17 protein-coding genes are annotated in these 17290 nt (G+C 56.1%); 3 read left to right on the plus strand and 14 right to left on the minus strand.

Annotated features, from left to right (window positions below; translation table 11 throughout):
• Window positions 1-14 precede the first annotated feature (14 nt).
• From AMA01_RS06395 to AMA01_RS06420, 6 genes are all read right to left on the minus strand, one after another.
• On the minus strand, window positions 15-1913 hold the full coding sequence (locus AMA01_RS06395) for an acyltransferase family protein (RefSeq protein ID WP_067849066.1): 1899 nt from the start codon (window positions 1911-1913) through the stop codon (window positions 15-17).
• Between the two features lie 160 nt (window positions 1914-2073).
• The gene (gene spoVAE, locus AMA01_RS06400; RefSeq protein ID WP_067849069.1) at window positions 2074-2424 is read right to left on the minus strand and encodes a stage V sporulation protein AE; all 351 of its coding nucleotides are present in this window, start codon (window positions 2422-2424) and stop codon (window positions 2074-2076) included.
• Window positions 2421-3467 carry a stage V sporulation protein AD gene (gene spoVAD, locus AMA01_RS06405; RefSeq protein ID WP_067849072.1) on the minus strand — a complete coding sequence of 349 codons (1047 nt, stop codon included), beginning with the start codon at window positions 3465-3467 and terminating at the stop codon, window positions 2421-2423. Before spoVAD ends, spoVAE begins: the two co-directional genes overlap by 4 nt.
• A 3-nt stretch (window positions 3468-3470) precedes the next feature.
• Window positions 3471-3944 carry a stage V sporulation protein AC gene (gene spoVAC / locus AMA01_RS06410; protein ID WP_067849075.1) on the minus strand — a complete coding sequence of 158 codons (474 nt, stop codon included), beginning with the start codon at window positions 3942-3944 and terminating at the stop codon, window positions 3471-3473.
• Between the two features lie 13 nt (window positions 3945-3957).
• On the minus strand, window positions 3958-4818 hold the full coding sequence (locus AMA01_RS06415; RefSeq protein WP_067849078.1) for a DUF421 domain-containing protein: 861 nt from the start codon (window positions 4816-4818) through the stop codon (window positions 3958-3960).
• A gap of 60 nt (window positions 4819-4878) precedes the next feature.
• Entirely contained in the window at window positions 4879-5085 is a 207-nt protein-coding gene (locus AMA01_RS06420; protein ID WP_067849081.1) for a DUF1657 domain-containing protein, read from the minus strand.
• A 266-nt stretch (window positions 5086-5351) separates the two neighbouring features.
• Between AMA01_RS06420 and AMA01_RS06425 the strand changes: the two genes are divergently transcribed.
• From AMA01_RS06425 to AMA01_RS06435, 3 genes are read left to right on the plus strand one after another with little or no spacing between them, the layout of a single operon-like run.
• Window positions 5352-6098 carry a (Fe-S)-binding protein gene (locus AMA01_RS06425; RefSeq protein ID WP_067849085.1) on the plus strand — a complete coding sequence of 249 codons (747 nt, stop codon included), beginning with the start codon at window positions 5352-5354 and terminating at the stop codon, window positions 6096-6098.
• A complete protein-coding gene (locus AMA01_RS06430; RefSeq protein ID WP_067849087.1) occupies window positions 6095-7513 on the plus strand; it encodes a LutB/LldF family L-lactate oxidation iron-sulfur protein in 1419 nt (472 codons plus the stop codon). The genes AMA01_RS06425 and AMA01_RS06430 overlap by 4 nt, the downstream gene beginning before the upstream one ends.
• Window positions 7506-8180: a LutC/YkgG family protein gene (locus AMA01_RS06435; RefSeq protein WP_067849090.1), complete on the plus strand. Its 675-nt coding sequence runs from the start codon at window positions 7506-7508 to the stop codon at window positions 8178-8180. The genes AMA01_RS06430 and AMA01_RS06435 overlap by 8 nt, the downstream gene beginning before the upstream one ends.
• Window positions 8181-8259: 79 nt before the next feature.
• Here AMA01_RS06435 and AMA01_RS06440 read toward each other — a convergent pair whose 3' ends face one another.
• The 8 genes from AMA01_RS06440 to AMA01_RS06470 are packed head-to-tail and all read right to left on the minus strand — an operon-like array spanning window position 8260 to window position 17088.
• The gene (locus AMA01_RS06440) at window positions 8260-9030 is read right to left on the minus strand and encodes a DeoR/GlpR family DNA-binding transcription regulator (protein WP_067849092.1); all 771 of its coding nucleotides are present in this window, start codon (window positions 9028-9030) and stop codon (window positions 8260-8262) included.
• Window positions 9031-9051: 21 nt separating this feature from the next.
• Entirely contained in the window at window positions 9052-9489 is a 438-nt protein-coding gene (locus AMA01_RS14255) for an RbsD/FucU family protein (protein ID WP_067849095.1), read from the minus strand.
• Between the two features lie 26 nt (window positions 9490-9515).
• Window positions 9516-10181, minus strand: a complete 666-nt coding sequence (locus AMA01_RS14260; protein WP_082744028.1) for a class II aldolase/adducin family protein — start codon at window positions 10179-10181, stop codon at window positions 9516-9518.
• A complete protein-coding gene (locus AMA01_RS06450; protein ID WP_082744030.1) occupies window positions 10174-11631 on the minus strand; it encodes a rhamnulokinase in 1458 nt (485 codons plus the stop codon). Before AMA01_RS06450 ends, AMA01_RS14260 begins: the two co-directional genes overlap by 8 nt.
• Window positions 11632-11668: 37 nt before the next feature.
• The gene (locus tag AMA01_RS06455; protein WP_067849102.1) at window positions 11669-13432 is read right to left on the minus strand and encodes an L-fucose isomerase; all 1764 of its coding nucleotides are present in this window, start codon (window positions 13430-13432) and stop codon (window positions 11669-11671) included.
• Between the two features lie 54 nt (window positions 13433-13486).
• Window positions 13487-14524: a sugar ABC transporter substrate-binding protein gene (locus AMA01_RS06460; RefSeq protein WP_231862847.1), complete on the minus strand. Its 1038-nt coding sequence runs from the start codon at window positions 14522-14524 to the stop codon at window positions 13487-13489.
• Between the two features lie 42 nt (window positions 14525-14566).
• On the minus strand, window positions 14567-15574 hold the full coding sequence (locus AMA01_RS06465; protein WP_067849105.1) for an ABC transporter permease: 1008 nt from the start codon (window positions 15572-15574) through the stop codon (window positions 14567-14569).
• Between the two features lie 35 nt (window positions 15575-15609).
• Window positions 15610-17088, minus strand: a complete 1479-nt coding sequence (locus AMA01_RS06470) for a sugar ABC transporter ATP-binding protein (RefSeq protein ID WP_067849108.1) — start codon at window positions 17086-17088, stop codon at window positions 15610-15612.
• Window positions 17089-17290: the final 202 nt, after the last annotated feature.

Genomic DNA, 17290 nt, shown 5'->3' on the forward strand with positions numbered 1-17290 from the left:
CCAACGTCTCCGCGTCATTGCTCCACCGCCTGCGCCACCAGCTTGGCGTACACCATCGCACCGGTCGGATTCAGGTGAACACCGTCCGGCCAAAAATATTCCGGATGCCCGGCGCTCGCTTGATACCAGTTGACGAGCACCACATGCGGATAGCTCGCGGCAACCTGAGCAAGCGTCTGATTGACCGCGTTCTGCCACGGGCGCGGCACGCGCGTGTTGACCAGGATAATTTTCTGGACAGGCCCGAGCGATTGGAGCAGGGAGACGAGCTGTTGTTTGCTGAAGGGCCCATTGGTGCCGAGTTCGAGGATGACGATGTGGCCCAATTCTCCTTTCGCCTTCAGGGCCTGAACCACCTGCGGCGCCTGATACATCTGGCGCCCGACCTGCCCGTCGCACACAATGCCGGGCAGGAGCTTCTCCAGATCCGCCTCCACGTCGATCATGACCGAGTCCCCAATCGCCGTCACGCCGACACCTGACGCCTTCTTCGGCTTGGGGTCCGCAATCGTGCGCACAGCCCCGGTCCGTGGCGTGGCGGATGCCTGGGTTGGATGAGGCCCGGTTGGCGAACCGTTCCTAGTCTCTCCACCACCCGGGGCCGCATGCGCGTCACGCGCCGAGGGGGTTTGGCTCGATCCGGCCGCAGTCACCGGTTTCGCGTGCACCTTGCCAAGCGAGGCCACCACAGGATACGCCGTCATGCCTGCGCAGAACAGAATCGCGATCCCGGCCACGACGCCCGTTCCATACATCATGCGGCGCCGCCCGCTGCGAACGCGTCTCGTGCGGTACACATCTCGAACGGCGCTGCTCTCCGCGCGCCGGCGCTTGCCCAGGCGCCGAATGGGCTCTTCGACGATCCGCCAGGAAAGTGCTGCAATCACCACCGCCAGCGCCACCTGCCACGCCGCGCGAATCAGGCTGAAGTCGTTCGCGTCGATGAGCGGCGTCGTCAGGGCGATGATGGGAAAGTGCCAAAGGTAAATGCCATACGATCGCACGCCAATCCAGCGCCACGGCTGGGATCCGAAGGCGCGGCCGAGCAGCGTGCTGGGATGCGCCAGACAGGCTACCAACCCTGCGGTGGCGATCGAGAGAATCACCAGGCCGCCGCGATACAAGAACGGCTCGTACTCGTTCGTCTGCCAGATCATCCAGAGGATCGACAAGAGACTCAAGAGGCCGACGAGATCGAGAAGCAGGCGGCGCCGAGGCGCGAGCGGGCGATTGAACGCGCTCGACGGCCACACGAACGCGAGCATTGCGCCGATGAGCAATCCGAACGCGCGCGTGTCCGTTCCATCGTAGACGCGCGTCGGGTCCATGCCCGGTTGATACAGCACCGCCATCCATACCGCCGAGGCGAGGGCAAGCCCGCCGGTGAAGGCGAGGATCCGCCCGCGCCGCTTCAAAAGCTTGAGCGCGAACAGGAGCAGGAGCGGCCAGATGAGGTAGAACTGCTCCTCCACGGCAAGCGACCAGAGATGCCCGAGCGGCGTCTGTCGCCCAAAACTTTGGAAGTAGGAGACCTTGTGAAAGATGAACCACCAATTGCTCACGTAGAAGAACGACGCCACGGCGTCCTGAAAAAACTGCACAAATTGCGCGCGATCCGCCAGGTATACCCAGATCATGACGGCGACGAGCATCACCACGAGCGCGGGTAAGAGCCGCCTCGCGCGCCGCAGCCAAAACTGCTTGAAATCAATGCGGCCGGTGTCACGCCACTCCGACACGAGGAGATCTGTGATCAGATAGCCGGAGAGCACGAAGAAGACCTGAACGCCGAGCAGTCCTCCGGGAGCTCCGCCCCAATTGACGTGATACGCGATCACGGCGAGCACCGCAAGCGCTCGCAATCCGTCCAGTCCTGGCATGTACCGGCCATGCCCGCCCATCGGCTTTGGCATTGTCTGTAACTCCTCCCGTCGGCGCAATCCGTGTCGAAATTCCCCGTTTCGATTATATCTAGGTGACGATGCAACTGGGCGTTGTGTTTCATGGAAATTTGCCGATGCACTTGCGCCGCACCAAAGAGGCGTGATCGACGGGATTCGACACGGAGCGCGATCATCCCTTGGGCCGGAAGAAGACCGCCGTCAGGAAGGCAAACACGATGGCCGAGGAAATGCCCGCGCTCGTGAGCTCGAAGATGCCCGTGATGACGCCGACAAGCCCGTGCGCCTTGCCCTCGGCGATGGCACCCTGGACGAGCGCGTTACCAAACGAGGTGATGGGCACCGTCGCGCCCGCGCCCGCGAAGCGCACGACGGGATCGTACAGGCCGAGTCCGCCGAGCACGGCGCCAGCCACCACAAGGATGGAGACCACCTGCGCGGGCTGAAGGCGAAAGGCGTCCATCAGCAACTGGCCGAGGAGACAGATGGCGCCGCCGACGAGGAACGCCCACAGGTAGGTCATGGCGTACTCCCCCCTGCTTCACAAGCCGCGCTCGGCCACTCCATGGCGACGGCGTGCGCGATGCACGGAATGGTCTCCTTCTGCTGATACGAGATGGGGGATAAGAGCGCCCCGGTTGCCACTACCAGCACGCGGCGCAGTTCGCCTTGCCGGAGTCTGCGCTGCACGTGGCCGTACGCGACGGACGCCGAGCACCCGCACCCGCTGCCTCCCGCCAGCACCTCCGGCAAGTCGCCGTAGATGAGAACGCCCGCGTCGTGGTACCGATCCTGCGGGATGTTCACGCGGTGCTCCACCATGAGGTCGCGGAGGATGCGGGAGCCGACGCGGCCGAGATCGCCTGTGAGGACGAGATCGTAGTAATCGTGCGGCAAATCGAAGTCCCGGAAGTGGCTGACAAGCGTGTCGAGCGCAGCAGGGGCCATGGCGGCGCCCATGTTGAAGGGGTCCGACAGGCCCATGTCCACGACCCGGCCGACGGTGGCCCGCGTGACGACCGGATGTTCACCCTTCCCGTCGTTCGGCGCGACGATGGCGGCCGCCCCGGCCGTCACCGTCCACTGCGCGGTGGGGGGCTTCTGCGCGCCGTACTCGGTCGGATACCGGTAGTGCTTCTCCGCGGCGGCGTTGTGGCTGACGGTGGCCGCGAGAACGTAGCGGGCGGAGCCGGTGTTCACGAGCAGCGACGCGAGGGCGAGACCCTCCATGGACGTGGAACACGCGCCAAAGATCCCGAGATAGGGCATGGCGAGCGTCCGCGCGGCGAACGAGGACGAGATGATCTGATTCATCAAGTCGCCCGCGATGAAAAACGAGATGGCGTCTTTCGTGAGGCCCGCCTTCTCGATGGCCTTCTGACACGCCTCGTCCAAGAGCGTGCGCTCGGCCTGCTCCCAGCTCTTCTGTTCCATGCGGATGTCCGCGTGCAGCAGATCGAAGTCGTCGGCGAGCGGCCCCTTCGCTTCTGTCGGCCCGCCAATGGCCGCCGTCGACAGGAGCATCGGTCGGTGCTCAAACTCCCAGCTCTGATGTCCCCTGAGCATGCTCTACCTCCCTGGCGCAACGAGCGTGTGAAGCAGTCCGATGAAAAAGGCCGCCACGACGCCCCAGACGATCACGGCCCCGGCCAGCTTGAACATGTTGGCCCCCACGCCGAGCACCCATCCCTCGCTCCTCGATTCGAGGGCAGCCGAGGCCATCGCGTTGGCAAACCCCGTCACCGGGATGGCCGTGCCCGCGCCTGTGAACCGCGCGATTTTGTCGAACACGCCGAGCCCCGTGAGCAGACAGGTGAGCGCGATGAGCACCGCGACGGTCGGATTGCCCGCGTCTTTGCGGCTGAAGCCGCACACGTGTACGAAAAAATCGCTCACCGCTTGGCCCAGCACACAGACCAACCCGCCTGCGACAAACGCGATAGCGAGGTTTCTCGCCATGGGGCGAGCCGGTTCACGCGCCGACGCGAACGCCTGATACGCCTGCATCACGGGCGTCGCCTTCTTCAGCTGTGCCTTCGGCATCCCGCGTCCCTCCCTAATGCCGCAAGTACGGCTCCGTCTGGTTCAGCACGGACTCTATTCGTTTCGCCATGGCGGCATAGTCCCGCTTGGCCCCCTCATCCTCCGTGGCAAGCGCGTACAGTTCCAGATCCGCTTGCGCCTTCTTCAGCAGGATGTGCGTCAGCTCGCGTGCCTTCGGTTCGGGCACCTGAATCCGGTCGTCGTACAGATCCACGTACAATTCTCCGGCCGCGTTCACCTGCGCCAGATACACGTTCTCCACCGCCACGCCGAGCTTGTCCAATTCTCCTTTCAGCCATCTGCGGTTGAAACCGATGGTGGCGAGCCCTTCGTCCATGATCTTCCCGTCCATGATCACGACCTGAGGCTGCGACTCGGCCGGCACCTTGAGCCCGAGGCGCTTCGGCGTCACCGGCTCCGCCTCCGGCTTCAACATGACGTTGACCGAACCGTTCGACTCCATGATGGCGAACTCCACGTCGGCCACCTGGAATACGTTCTTGGCCCGCAGATGCTCCAACAGTTCGTCCGTCGACATGCGTTCCTTGCGCAGGTTGTCCTCGAGGATCTTCCCGTTCTGAATGAGCACCCGCGCCTTGCCCTCGAGGATGTCGCGCGCCTTTTTGCTTTTGAGCGCGATGAAGCTGAGCAAAATCGGCAGCGCCGTGTACACGGCCATGGGCAACAACCCATGATACAGAGGCGCCTGCAACTGATCCGGGATGATGGCCGCCATATCGCCGATGGCGATCCCGACGATGTACTCAAAGAACGTGATCTGCGAAAGCTGTCGCTTGCCGATGAGCTTCGCAAACAGAAACATCGCAGCAAACGCGATGAGCGATCGGATCACGATGGTCAGCCATTCCGCCACCCGCTCACCTCCACCGACGTGAAGCGAGCCAGGGAGCACGCTCCCTGGCGCCAGCGAGGATTAGAACCCCTTGTACTGAGGCTCCTCTTGCTCCATCTCGGCGACCCGAGCCTGCAGTTGCTGCACCACCTGCTGTGTCTGCTGAGCCGCTTGTGTGTACAACTGCTTGGCCTGCTGATTGTCGGTCGCGAGCGCAAACGATTCGAGGTTCGCCTGCGCGCTCTTCAGGTTCGCGAGCGTCGTCTTCACCTGCTGCGCGACGGTCACAGGTCTCACCCCCAATCTGGACCGTAATGTCTCCGATCGATGGCAGCGCATATACATCGATGAAGTTGGAAATCCCGGGAAGACTCCGAAATGTGACTTTCTATTTCTTTTCGTTTATTTATTTCTGTTTATTTTGCTATAATCGACGGTGCGACGAAATTTGCCGCGGCCATCGGTGCGCGCCGCCCCTGTAAGCGTTACACTGAAGACATGAACTTATGCACAGTGACCCATCTCCTCCGGTCGCGGTCATGGAGGTCTGCGCCATGAAAGTCAGCCTGTTTGTCACCTGCATCGTCGACGCCGCTTTCCCGCGCGTCGGCATCGCCACCACGCGCCTCCTCGAGGCGAGCGGCTGCGAGGTCGATTTCCCCATCGGCCAGACCTGCTGCGGCCAGCCTGCCTTCAACAGCGGCTACGCCGACGAGGCCCGCCACGTCGCGCGCACGCTGCTCGAGGCGTTTGCCGACGCCGACGCGGTCGTGAGCCCGTCGGGATCGTGCGTCGGCATGATTCGGCACTACTACCCAAGCCTCTTCGCGGGCGATCCGGCCTTGGCTCAGGCAGCACAACGCCTCGCGGACAAGACCTATGAACTCTCGCAGTTTCTCGTCCGCCGCCTGGAAAAGGTCGACTTCGGCGGCCGCTTCCCGCATCGCGTCACGTTCCATCCCTCGTGTCACGGTTCCCGCCTCCTCGGCGTCCGCGACGAACCCCTCGAACTCCTGCGCCACGTGCGGGATCTGGAGCTCGTCGATCTTCCCTACGCCCGCGACTGCTGCGGCTTCGGCGGCACGTTTTCGGTAAAAATGAGCGAAATTTCAAGCTCCATGGCAGCAGAGAAGGCGGAGAACGTCGTCGCGAGCGGCGCCGAGGTGCTCGTATCCACCGACATGGGCTGCCTCATGAACATCGGCGGCACCCTCTCCCGCCGCGGCGCCCGCGTTCGCGTCATGCATCTCGCCGAGCTTTTGGCGGAAGCCGCAGGTCTGACCGAGGAGGTGACCGCATGAACACCAAGTCATCGGTTCGAGACCGCGCCAAAGTCGCCCTCGGCGACGACTTCCTGCGCGGCGCCGTTCACTTCACGACCGACCGGCTGCGCAACCGCAAGCAGGCCGTGACCGAAGACTTCGGCCACTGGGAAGCCTGGCGGGATCGCGGCGAGGCCATTCGCCGGCACACCATCGAACATCTCGATTTCTACCTCGCGCAATTCGCGGACAACCTCGAGCGGCTCGGCGCCCACGTCCACTTCTGCGCCGACGCGCGCGAGGCGCTGGACGTGGTGACAGATATCGTGCACACCAAGGCCGCGCGCCGCGTGGTCAAGTCGAAGTCGATGGTGACCGAGGAGATTCATCTGAACCATCACCTCGAAGAGCTCGGCGTCGAAGTGGTGGAAACCGATCTCGGCGAATACATCGTGCAGCTCGCGGGCGAAACCCCGTCGCACATCATCATTCCGGCCATTCACAAGACCCGCGAGCAGATCAAGGCGCTGTTCGAGGCCGACGGCGGCGAGAACCTCACCACGGAGACGCGCGATCTCGTCGCGTTCGCCCGCCGCCGCCTGCGCGAGATGTACCTCACGGCCGACATTGGCATCACCGGCTGCAACTTCGCCATCGCCGACACAGGCTCGATTGCCCTGTTCACCAACGAGGGCAACGCCGATCTCGTCGCCAACCTGCCGAAGACGCACATCGTCTTCATGGGCATGGAGCGCATCCTCCCGACACTCGCCGATCTCGAGGTGTTCGCGCACCTCTTGCCGAAGAGCGCGACCGGGCAGAACACCATCACCTACCTATCGCTCATCACCGGCCCGCGCCGCGCGGGCGATGGCGACGGCCCCGAAGAGATGCACGTGGTCATCCTCGACAACGGCCGCTCGCGCCAACTTGGCGATCCCGACTTTCAAGCGGTGCTCCACTGCATCCGCTGCGGGGCTTGCCTGAACGTCTGCCCGGTCTATCGACAGATTGGCGGCCACGCGTACGGATCGGTCTATCCCGGGCCCATTGGCGCCGTGCTCTCCCCGCTGCTCGAAGGCGGAGAGGCATATCAGGACCTGCCGTACGCCTCGAGCCTGTGCGGCGCCTGCTATGAGGCGTGCCCGGTCAAGATCCCCCTTCACGACATGCTCGTCAAGGAGCGCCAGCAGTTCGTCGCCAAGACCGGCGGCAAAACGGGCGAAAAGGCGGCATTCGCGGCGTACCGCGTCACGTTTGCGGATCATCGGCGCTATCTCGGTGCCATCCGCCTTGCGAGGCGCCTGCAGGGTGGTTTCGCGAAGGGCGGCGTCATTCGCGCGAAGATTGGCCCGCTCGCGGGCTGGACGGATCGGCGCGATTTCCCCGCGCTCGGCCAGCAGACGTTTCGCGAGTGGTGGATGGAGAGGAAGCGAGGTACGAGGCGTGGATAAGACGGCGTTTTTGGCGAACATTGCGTCGCGGCTCGGAAGACCCCCCGGGTCGGCACCCGGCCGCCGCGACGCCATTGGCGTGCCGGACTTCTGGGCGCATCGTAGGACGAGCCACGAGGAGCGCGTGGCGACGTTCTGCGCCCGGTTCCAGGCGCTTGCGGGCGAGATCGTGCGGTGCGATAGTGAGGCGGCCCTGCTCGCGGCGCTCGACGAAGCACTCAAAGCGCTCAACCCCCCATCCGTCGGCGCCTGGGGCAAACACGCCCCTTGGCCCGTGAACGTGGAAAAGGTCCTGGAGAAATGGGGGGCGCGGCGCTTTGGCGAGCAGCCGGTGCTGGACATCGACGTTGGCATCACGGGCGCGAGCTTCGGCGTCGCGGATACGGGAACCATCGTGCTGGCATGTGGCGACGCCGCAGGCCGCACCGTGCACCAGGTCCCGCTCGTGCACCTCGTGGTGATGCGGGAGAGCCAGGTAGTGCAGAGCCTCGGCGACGCCATGGCCCGCCTGCGAGAAGTCGCGCCAATCGGGCACCTCCCCGCTTATGTGCACTTCATCAGCGGCCCGAGCCGCTCGTCCGACATCGAGAACGATCAAACCATCGGCGTGCACGGCCCCGCCCGCGTGATATGCTTTTTGCTGCAGGACAGCGCAGACGGCCCGTGATGGGCGTGCCGCACGCCTGGCTCGTCACGCGCGCAAAAAGGGCGTCCCTCGTACCACCCGTACGCGGGACGCCGTTGCCTCAGTCTTTTTCCGCCCTCACGACCTTTACACCCACCGCTTCAAACCGCCGCACGTCCTCGTCCGACGTGTCGACATCCGTGATGAGCACGTCGATCTCGTCCACATCGCCGACCTTGGTGAAGTCGCGCACCTGGATCTTGCTGTGATCGGCGAGCAGAATCAAGGTGTCCGCAATCTCGGCCATTTTTCGCTTGACCCGGGCCTGGAGCGCGTTGGACTCGGTGAATCCGTGATCGACGTGCACCCCTTTGCAGGACAGGAACGCCTTATTCACGTGAAACCGCTCAATGGTTTCTTCCGCCATCGGCCCCACATACGACAACGAGCTCGCACGGAGAATTCCACCCGTGGAAATCACTTCGATTTTGTCCTTCGAGGCGAGTTCCAATGCGATTTTCAATGAATTCGTCAGCACCGTGAGTGGCACGTTGGGCAGCGCATTGGCCACGTGCAGCGCCGTGCTGCTGGCGTCCAGGATAATGCTGTCGCCCGGTTCCACATATGTGAGAGCGATTCTCGCGATGGCCATCTTCTCCGGCACATGCTCCGACTCGCGCACCAGGTACGAAGTCTCTGCAGGCGTGTCGTCGTCAACGCGAACTGCGCCGCCGTGACTGCGGCGCAGTTTGCCCTCCATCTCGAGAATGTGCAGGTCTCGCCGCACGGTCTCCTCGGTCACGGAGAACATGCGGCTGAGCTCTTTGACGCGGATACTACCGCGTTCGTTCAGGTGTTGGAGAATCGCTCGCTGTCTTTCAGCTGGGAGCATTGGCACGGTCACTTCCTCTGCTTATACCTCAATGAGGACTCCCTTTTTGATAATTACGTTGGCATACAAGCCGGTGTCGGCGGTTCGAATAATTGCATAAGCTTTTCCTGATCTTTCATAGAATGCGTCTCGCGGCAGCTCTTCAATTCGCGGCTCACCCTGGTAGTATTCTCCCAATAGAGAGATAATCATCTCACGCACCGGGGTAGGGAGCTGACCATCCCTGTCCTCCTTCCTCATCACTGCACTGTTGATGGGGCTATAATCGTCCAGCGGAAAAATCTTTAGTATATAGCCTAAAAGTTTAGGAACAGATGCGTGTCCCGTATCGATTACCTTGGACCCCCTAGTATGTGCCGGGAAATTGGCGTCACATATCACCAACTCATCCCCGTGCCCCATGCAATGGAGCACATAAACTATTTCTGACGTCAATGCTGCTGGGACACCTTTTAGCACATGTCATACCTCGCTTCAAAACAGTTTTACTGGGCCAATCTTTGGTTCCTATATCTCTCGACTTCCAAATTTCGTACTTCCAAAATTTCTTCCTCAGATAACTCATGCACCTTCGTGTGAGTAGCGAGCGCGGTTAAATAAATTTTACATGCCTGCTCTATGATTTGCGTTCGGTAATACGCCTGTAGTACAGTGCTTCCTGTCACCACTAGACCATGGTTTTGCAGAATCAATGAACAGCCATTGGACTTCACAAGTGCCGATGCAACCGCTTCTCCAAACTGTTCTGTTGTCGGCAACATGTATCGAAGCAGTTCCGTCTTACCCACCAATGCAGCTTGGTCCGGAAACAAAATGGGCAACCGATCACCTACCGTGGACAGAGCGATACAGTACGTAGGGTGTGTGTGTAGAACAACATTTATTTCTGGGTTCGTCCTATAAATCGCTATATGCATTGAGGTTTCGGAACTGGGACGGGACACTGCACTTAGACCGTACTCGCCTGTTTCAAGGTTCACCTTTACGAAATCATCCGGCACCAAGGAGCCGAACGAAGATCCTGATGCGGTTATGGCCATGGTTTCGCGGTCAAGTCGAATACTTGCATTGCCTCCCGGCCCGTGCACAAATCCGCTATTCGCTAGAGCTCTGAGTGCCGTACACAAAGTATCCATATTCTTGTCAGCCATGATACCCCTCGATTCGACGTCTATTTGACTTATATCGAGCGTAAATGTCTTCCCAAATCTGCGTTTCTAGAAGAGATGGCTCGACAACCTCCAATTCTTCAACACTGGATGCGAGCGCCCGAACGTCTGATACATCGAGTAGCCCATTCGCAACCATCTGAACCAGTGCATTTCCCACAACGCTCGCCTCAACCGGGCCCCTGACCACGAGGAATCCGGTCGCATCCGCGATCATCTGTGCTAACAGTCGATTCCTTGCCCCCCCACCCATAAGTCTTATACATTTCGGCGTTACCCCTGTAAGTCCCACCAGCTCATTAATAGTGTCCTTATAGGCCATCACTAGGGATTCTAAAAATGATCTGTACAAAACAGGTAGTTCATCAGGAAGCGCTAGCCCCAGTTCTCTCGCATGCTGCCGCAGTGCAGATATCATGCTACTTGGTGAAAAGAAACAGGGATCTGTAATGTCAAAGAGAAACTTAAATTTATCGGACAGAGCTGCCTTCTGTATGATGCCATCCACCGTTGCGCGGGTTATCGACATCTCTGAAAACAGCCGTTCCATAATCCACATCCCGGGGAGATTTTTCAAGAAATCAGTTCCCCAAAACCCGCTTTCGTTCGACCACTTGGTGTTCATTGCTGCTTCAGAAAGTACAGGCCGACTCAGGGTCGTTCCCACGATCGACCAAGTTCCTGAACAAATGAATAGTTCCTGGCACACAGGCCCCAAACAGAACGTCGCCGCTTGCGTATCATGTTCGAGCCCCGAAATCACTTTAATACCAGTTTGCTGCTCGGGTATAGTTAGTTCACCTAAGACAGAGCCGGGCGTTACGATGTCCGGTAATATCAAATTTCCGATGCCCAACTCGCTCACCAAGGCTTCGTCCCACTCGCCACTATGCTGATTGTAAAGTTGAGTAGTGCTCACAATCGAACGTTCGGCTGCCCAACTTCCGCACAGCTTGTTTGCTACTATACCAGCGATAAAAAGGATTCTGCCCTCAATCTCCTCATCATTATGAAGCATTCTCACAAGTTGCGTCGAAGTATTAATCCCATTAATGGGCACTCCTGTTCTTTTATAGACCACAAACTCTGGCACTTTCCTTCGAATATGCTGTGCGTATTCTTCGTTTTTGGGGTCCCTATAGCAAGAAACCACCCCCGAAAATTCACCGCCAACTGTAAATACGCCAAAGTCGACTCCCCAACTATCGATAGCCACTGATATCACATTTGGTATGTCAAGTGCCTTCCTTAGCCCCAGTAAGGTGGAATCGATAATCCAATTCAAGTTCCACGCCACCGAGCTGCTTGTCACAACTGGTCCATTGGAAAAACGATAAATCTCAGATAGATACAGGTTCCTACCGTTAAAGCTAACCCGATAAACTCTGCCACTCGTGGCCCCCAGATCAACCGCAACCACGTTGTAGTCCATAGTCTTCCATACCCCTTGTTCCGTTCAGGCGGCTTCCTCACGCGTACAGCGGACCAAATGCAGCACAGGCCCGGAAGTCAGCCCCGACGCTGTCGTCATGACCAAACTGTGTCCAAACTCTCGGCCGGAAAATTCTCGAACTCTCGACGTTGTGCATGGGCACTGGAATTCTCAACATCGACGCTAAGGTGATGAGTTCCGGCCCGATATGGCCATAGCAAATCGCGCAATGATTGCTTCCCCAGTTGTCCATAACTGTATATACCGACTCGAATGCACCTCTTCCAGTTAACCTCGGAACAAACCAAGTGCTTGGCCACGTCGGATTGGTTCGTTCGTCTATAACTCGGCTTACCTCCGGCGGGAGATCAATTGTGTAACCCTCTGCTAATTGAAGCACGGGGCCTACTCCACGAACTTTATTGAGCCGTATGATGGTTACCGGCATCCCACCTTTTGTTACATACCTGCAAGAAAATCCACCATTCTTGAAATAGTCATAGGCGGGGCACCACGTCACAGACTCTAGGCAGGATTCGATGTCCTGCACCGTCATCTCCCAAAACGGCTTTATGAACGGGTTACCATCTCGAGTCGCAGCGCCAGTGCCGTCCAGCGCAGCTGGCCCGGAATTAATCAGATGTAAAAATCCATTTTCCGATAAGCCGGTAGGCTTCCATCCCGTTACCCTATGAATACTTTGTGGACTCCAGTATGTTCGAACATCTGCAAATATTTGAGCAGTTCCAGTGAGTAAATGTCCGAACAGCATGGATATCGCATTTAACGAATCATTCTCCGTCGCGACAATGTAAGGACGTCTGGGTCCATTCCAGTCAAAGGACGAACATAGGATACTTTCCATAAAATCACTAATCGGAAAGTGGTCACTCCAAGACCTTTGCCCCTGAAACCCCGCCGCGATAGCCGCATGACCGAACGACTCTTCTGGGTAGCCCAGTTGTTTGAGTTTATCGTTACCTTCTATCAAATCCCTCATGATGAGGGCCATTTTCACAACAAACTCCCAGTCCCTGTCCTTCTGAGCTTTACTACGTCGCTCCGCGGGCGGATTCCGGTCCTCTCCCTCCTTGCAATATTTCTGTACCCACCTTAGTGCTCTCTTGAACTCATCGGGATCGAAAATCCCCCGTTCGATTCGTCTCACAAACTCCGTCATATCCACATACTCGACTCTCATGCCTAAATAATCGCTGAAGAAGGACTCATCGATTAGGCATCCCGCGATACCCATTGATACATATCCGACGGACAGGTATGACCTGTCCTTCATAGCCACCACGGATATTGCGGCCTTAGCAAATTGGATTAGCTTTTTCTGTACGTCGTTCGGTATAGTCACATCATTCACATCTTGCACATCCGATCCGTATATTGCGAAGACCGGAATACCTAGTGTCGACAGTGCAGAAACTGCGGCGGATAAGTAAACAGCTCCAGGGCGCTCTGTACCATTAAAGCCCCATATTGCTTGCGGAACTGTTCTATCTCTAAAAATTGTCTCCAGCGGATAACACCAAGATGGAGTCACCGTGATTACAGCAGCTACACCCTCAGAAGCAAACCACTTGTCGGCGCGTATAGCTTCAGCAGCTCCGCCAATGCAAAATTCAGGAACGAGGCATTCTACGGCGTTACCATCTGGCTTCCGTACATACGTCTGGAGTAGTTCTGCTACACGACGAGCCATTTGCAAAGTAATGGTCTCAAGAGATTCCCTAATACCTCCGAAGCGACCATCGACAACTGGTCGTATACCGATCTTCAAGTTATATTCCATTCTGAACCCTCCCTGTTGTGGGCACAGGACGAATACCTGTGCCCACACGGATGCTCAACCCTTATACCCCGGGATATACTGACTGATTGCCTTAATAGCTGCCGGAGTATTTACATTTTGAGTGGTAACGAGCATATAAGGAGTATCAATCTGCTTGGGAACATGTTGCCCGTGCTTAATTGCTACAAGTTCTTCCACAGCTTCGTATCCCATTTCGTACGGATACTGAAGAATTGCAGCATTGATTAATCCTGATTTAATGTCACCGACTTCCCCCATGTCGGCGTCAAATCCAGCTACGAACACCTTACCTTTCAGCCCCATCGCTTGTACTGCATTCGCAATGCCAAGGACAGACCTATCATTTGCCCCGAACATTAGGTTAATGTTCGGATGAGCGTGTAAAAACGTCTCTGCTTCTGCTTCAGAGGTCGTGATACTGTTGTTGCCCAGCTGCATACCGACATATTTGATCCCGGGGTATTTTTTCATACCCAATTGCCATCCCTCAGGACGCTGTATGCCGGTACTAGACTCTTGATTAAAATCGATAATCGCATACTGTCCTTTGCCATGTACCTTCTGAGCGGCGTACTCAGCAAGTGCTTCTGCTGCAGAAATATTGTTAGTCGCCAGGAAACAGTCAGAAACGTTAGGGCTAACACCAGAGTCTACGGTGACTACTGGTATGCCTTCTTTCTCAGCATGTTCAACCGGCCCGACAAGGGCTGACGGATTTTGAGCTGCCAGAATAACGCCATCGACATGTGCAGTGACCGCGTTGTTGAACATCGACAACTGTGTTGTTAAATCTGTTTCAGTGGCGGGCGCCTCAAAGGTTACCGTGACCCCGTATTTCTTCGCTGCGTCGTCTGCTCCCTGTTTCACAGCCAGCCAGTACGGCGAATCGTTGGATTTCGTAATTAATTCGAAAGTGTAGTGCTTAGTCGAAGCTGCTACAGGGACATTTGGCACATTCGTTGCAGTGTGAGATACATCGGTGCCACAGCCCACCGCTAACATTGCTGCTACACCTACAGCGCCACTCAAGCATCCTTTTTTGTGCAGTGTTGATTTTGTTTTTCTCATCATCTCATCGCCCCTCTTCACAACTCTTTTATTGATCAAGCGGGGTTAGGCGTTCATACCAGCCGACCTCCGCCTGAATCCATCAATGAAGACAGCCAAGACTACAACGATGCCTAGCAGGACGCTCTGCCAATAAGACGAGATGCCCACCAATTGTGATCCATTCGCAAGTACAGCCATCAATAGGGCACCTATCATGCTCCCCCAAACGGTCCCTTCGCCACCAAAAAGGCTAGCTCCCCCAATTACGACAGCAGCAATCGAATTCAATTGATAGTTAGTTCCCATATCCGGCATTGCGGAGTTTACCCATGCTAACATGACGATGCCACCAACCGCGGACAATACACCACTCAAAATGTAAACGAAGATGATATGGCGATTTACTTGCATACCCGAAAGTCTAGCAGCAAGCGGATTACTACCGACAGCGTAGGTACATCTACCGAACTTCGTCTTGCTTAAGACGAAATGAAAAGCGATCGCAAGAACAATCATCAACAGAGCAATGTTCGGCACAATTTTCAAAACCCCACCATTACCAAAGTTGTAAACGGATTGAGGTATGCCAAATACCGGCTGACCATTTGGAATGATTAGGGCAATTCCAGCATCTATACTCATTGTTCCTAATGTAGCGATAAAAGGAGGGATCTTTGCAAGCGTAATCAACAGACCGTTTACGAAACCGGTCGCTGCCCCAATTAATAGACCTGCAACCATCGATATCCATATAGGGTAATGATGTTCAAGAAGCAAGCCGGTCATAATCCCCACCAAATCGATTACAGAGCCTTGCGACATGTCAATGCCGGCTGTGATAATGACAAAAGCTTGGCCTATCGAGAGTATTCCCACAACCGCCACTTGTTGAAGTATTTGAAATATATTAGAAAAAGTGAGGAACGACTTCGATAGAACTGAGAAAACAACTACTAATGCGATTAATCCCCCGAAGACAAGCGAGGCATTTAGCGCGCTCCGCAACGACATCCTGAAGCGTGTAGAGCCCATCTTATTCTCAGTAGTAGATGCAGATACCAAGTGTCCCACGTTTTATCACCTCTATAACTCCGAGATGTACTTACTCATTGCCCTTGGGCCAATAACAACTCCGCTTCGGTAACACCCTTCGCAAATTCTCGTGTAATCTTCCCATGTGCCATGGTAACAATTCGGTCGCATAAACCAATAAGCTCTGGATTATACGACGATACGACAATCACTGCATTACCTTCATCAGCGAGTTTATTAATCGTTCTATAGATCTCGGATTTCGACACAACGTCTATACCCTTGGTTGGCTCGTCAAGAAGAAATATCCTAGCATTCGTAGGTATCCATTTTGCAATGGCTACTTTTTGCTGATTGCCTCCACTCAACGTCCAGACACGCTGATTGATAGATACACACCTTACCTTGGTAACCTCGGACATTTGTTCAGCAACGCTTCGTTCGGCGTTATCATCCACAATTCCGACGAACGAACTCGTACTACCAAGAAGGAGACTCGGAAGATTGAGATTAAATTTTACCGACATTTGGAGGTTCAAGCCATCCACGCGCCTGTCTTCCGTCACAAGAGCCAACCCAAGGCGTATTCCGTCTCTAGGTGAACGAATGCGGACACGCTGCCCGTCGACGTACATCTCTCCGTACTCGCTTTTGTCAGCTCCAAATATCATCCGAAGTAGCTCTGACCTCCCGGACCCAACCAGTCCCGAAATGCCAACAATCTCTCCATAACGGACTTCTAGAGAAATCGGCCCAACACTTCGTCCACCAAAATCGACGAGCTTCAGAGCAACTTCTTTCCTGGGTTTGTTTGATCTTACGGGATAAAACTCCCCAATTGTGTGGCCAACCATGAGTTCTGCAAGACGGCGTTCATCCAGTTCACTCACCAGGCCTGTATATACCACCTTCCCGTCACGAAGAACCGTGCATCGGTCTGCTATCTCAAAAATCTCCTCCATGTGATGGCTGATAAATATGATGGTAAGTCCATCTTCTTTCATTGCCTTAATCACCCGAAACAGAGCCTGGGTTTCTGACAGCGTAAGCGATGCGGTTGGTTCGTCCAAGATAATTATTCTAGGATTCCTATGCATAACCTTAGCAATTTCACAAACTTGCTGTTTACTTACATTTAATCTGTCAACACGTATCCGAGGATTAATCTGTACTCCAAGCCTTTTGAGTTCCGCCTCCGCCTCTTTCACTGTCCGACGGTCATCTAAAAACCCCAACCGAGAACTCGGTTCAACACCAAACAGAATATTTTGGGCGACCGTTAGGTGGGGGAATAGACTCAACTCTTGGTATACAATTCCTATACCAACCCTCTCCGAGTCGCGCGGGTTCAATATTGCAACCTCGCGCCCATCAATGAGTATTAAACCCTCATCAGCCGTGTAAGCTCCGGAAAGAATTTTCATGAGCGTGCTCTTCCCGGCTCCGTTTTGTCCAACCAGAGCGTGTACCTCTCCTGGATAGGCAACAAAGGAGACATCATCGAGCACCTTGGTAGCGGCAAACGCTTTTGATATACCACGTAATTCCAGCAAATCGAACCCCTCACCTCAGTTGAAATCGCTTTCTAGGCCCTATTTTAGTACACGCGGACCGCATTTATCAATTGTTTTTGTTGTTTTTTATCTGTTTATATATGTTTTATTTTTGCTTATGTAGTCGCCTCAGCATGTCTTCACCTCTTCCTGCGCCACGGCGCTCTTGATCCGCTTCAGCACCTTCATCACGTTGTTTTCG

It is taken from the genome of Alicyclobacillus mali NBRC 102425 (assembly GCF_001570745.1).
GTDB lineage: Bacteria > Bacillota > Bacilli > Alicyclobacillales > Alicyclobacillaceae > Alicyclobacillus > Alicyclobacillus mali.

Coding starts and splice junctions, on each gene's coding strand:
- AMA01_RS06395 (WP_067849066.1), bottom strand. CDS start 1,913: ATGCCAAAGCCGATGGGCGGGCATGGCCGGTACATGCCAGGACTGGAC.
- spoVAE (WP_067849069.1), bottom strand. CDS start 2,424: ATGACCTACCTGTGGGCGTTCCTCGTCGGCGGCGCCATCTGTCTCCTC.
- spoVAD (WP_067849072.1), bottom strand. CDS start 3,467: ATGCTCAGGGGACATCAGAGCTGGGAGTTTGAGCACCGACCGATGCTC.
- spoVAC (WP_067849075.1), bottom strand. CDS start 3,944: ATGCCGAAGGCACAGCTGAAGAAGGCGACGCCCGTGATGCAGGCGTAT.
- AMA01_RS06425 (WP_067849085.1), top strand. CDS start 5,352: ATGAAAGTCAGCCTGTTTGTCACCTGCATCGTCGACGCCGCTTTCCCG.
- AMA01_RS06430 (WP_067849087.1), top strand. CDS start 6,095: ATGAACACCAAGTCATCGGTTCGAGACCGCGCCAAAGTCGCCCTCGGC.
- AMA01_RS06440 (WP_067849092.1), bottom strand. CDS start 9,030: ATGCTCCCAGCTGAAAGACAGCGAGCGATTCTCCAACACCTGAACGAA.
- AMA01_RS14260 (WP_082744028.1), bottom strand. CDS start 10,181: ATGGCTGACAAGAATATGGATACTTTGTGTACGGCACTCAGAGCTCTA.
- AMA01_RS06450 (WP_082744030.1), bottom strand. CDS start 11,631: ATGGACTACAACGTGGTTGCGGTTGATCTGGGGGCCACGAGTGGCAGA.
- AMA01_RS06455 (WP_067849102.1), bottom strand. CDS start 13,432: ATGGAATATAACTTGAAGATCGGTATACGACCAGTTGTCGATGGTCGC.
- AMA01_RS06460 (WP_231862847.1), bottom strand. CDS start 14,524: ATGATGAGAAAAACAAAATCAACACTGCACAAAAAAGGATGCTTGAGT.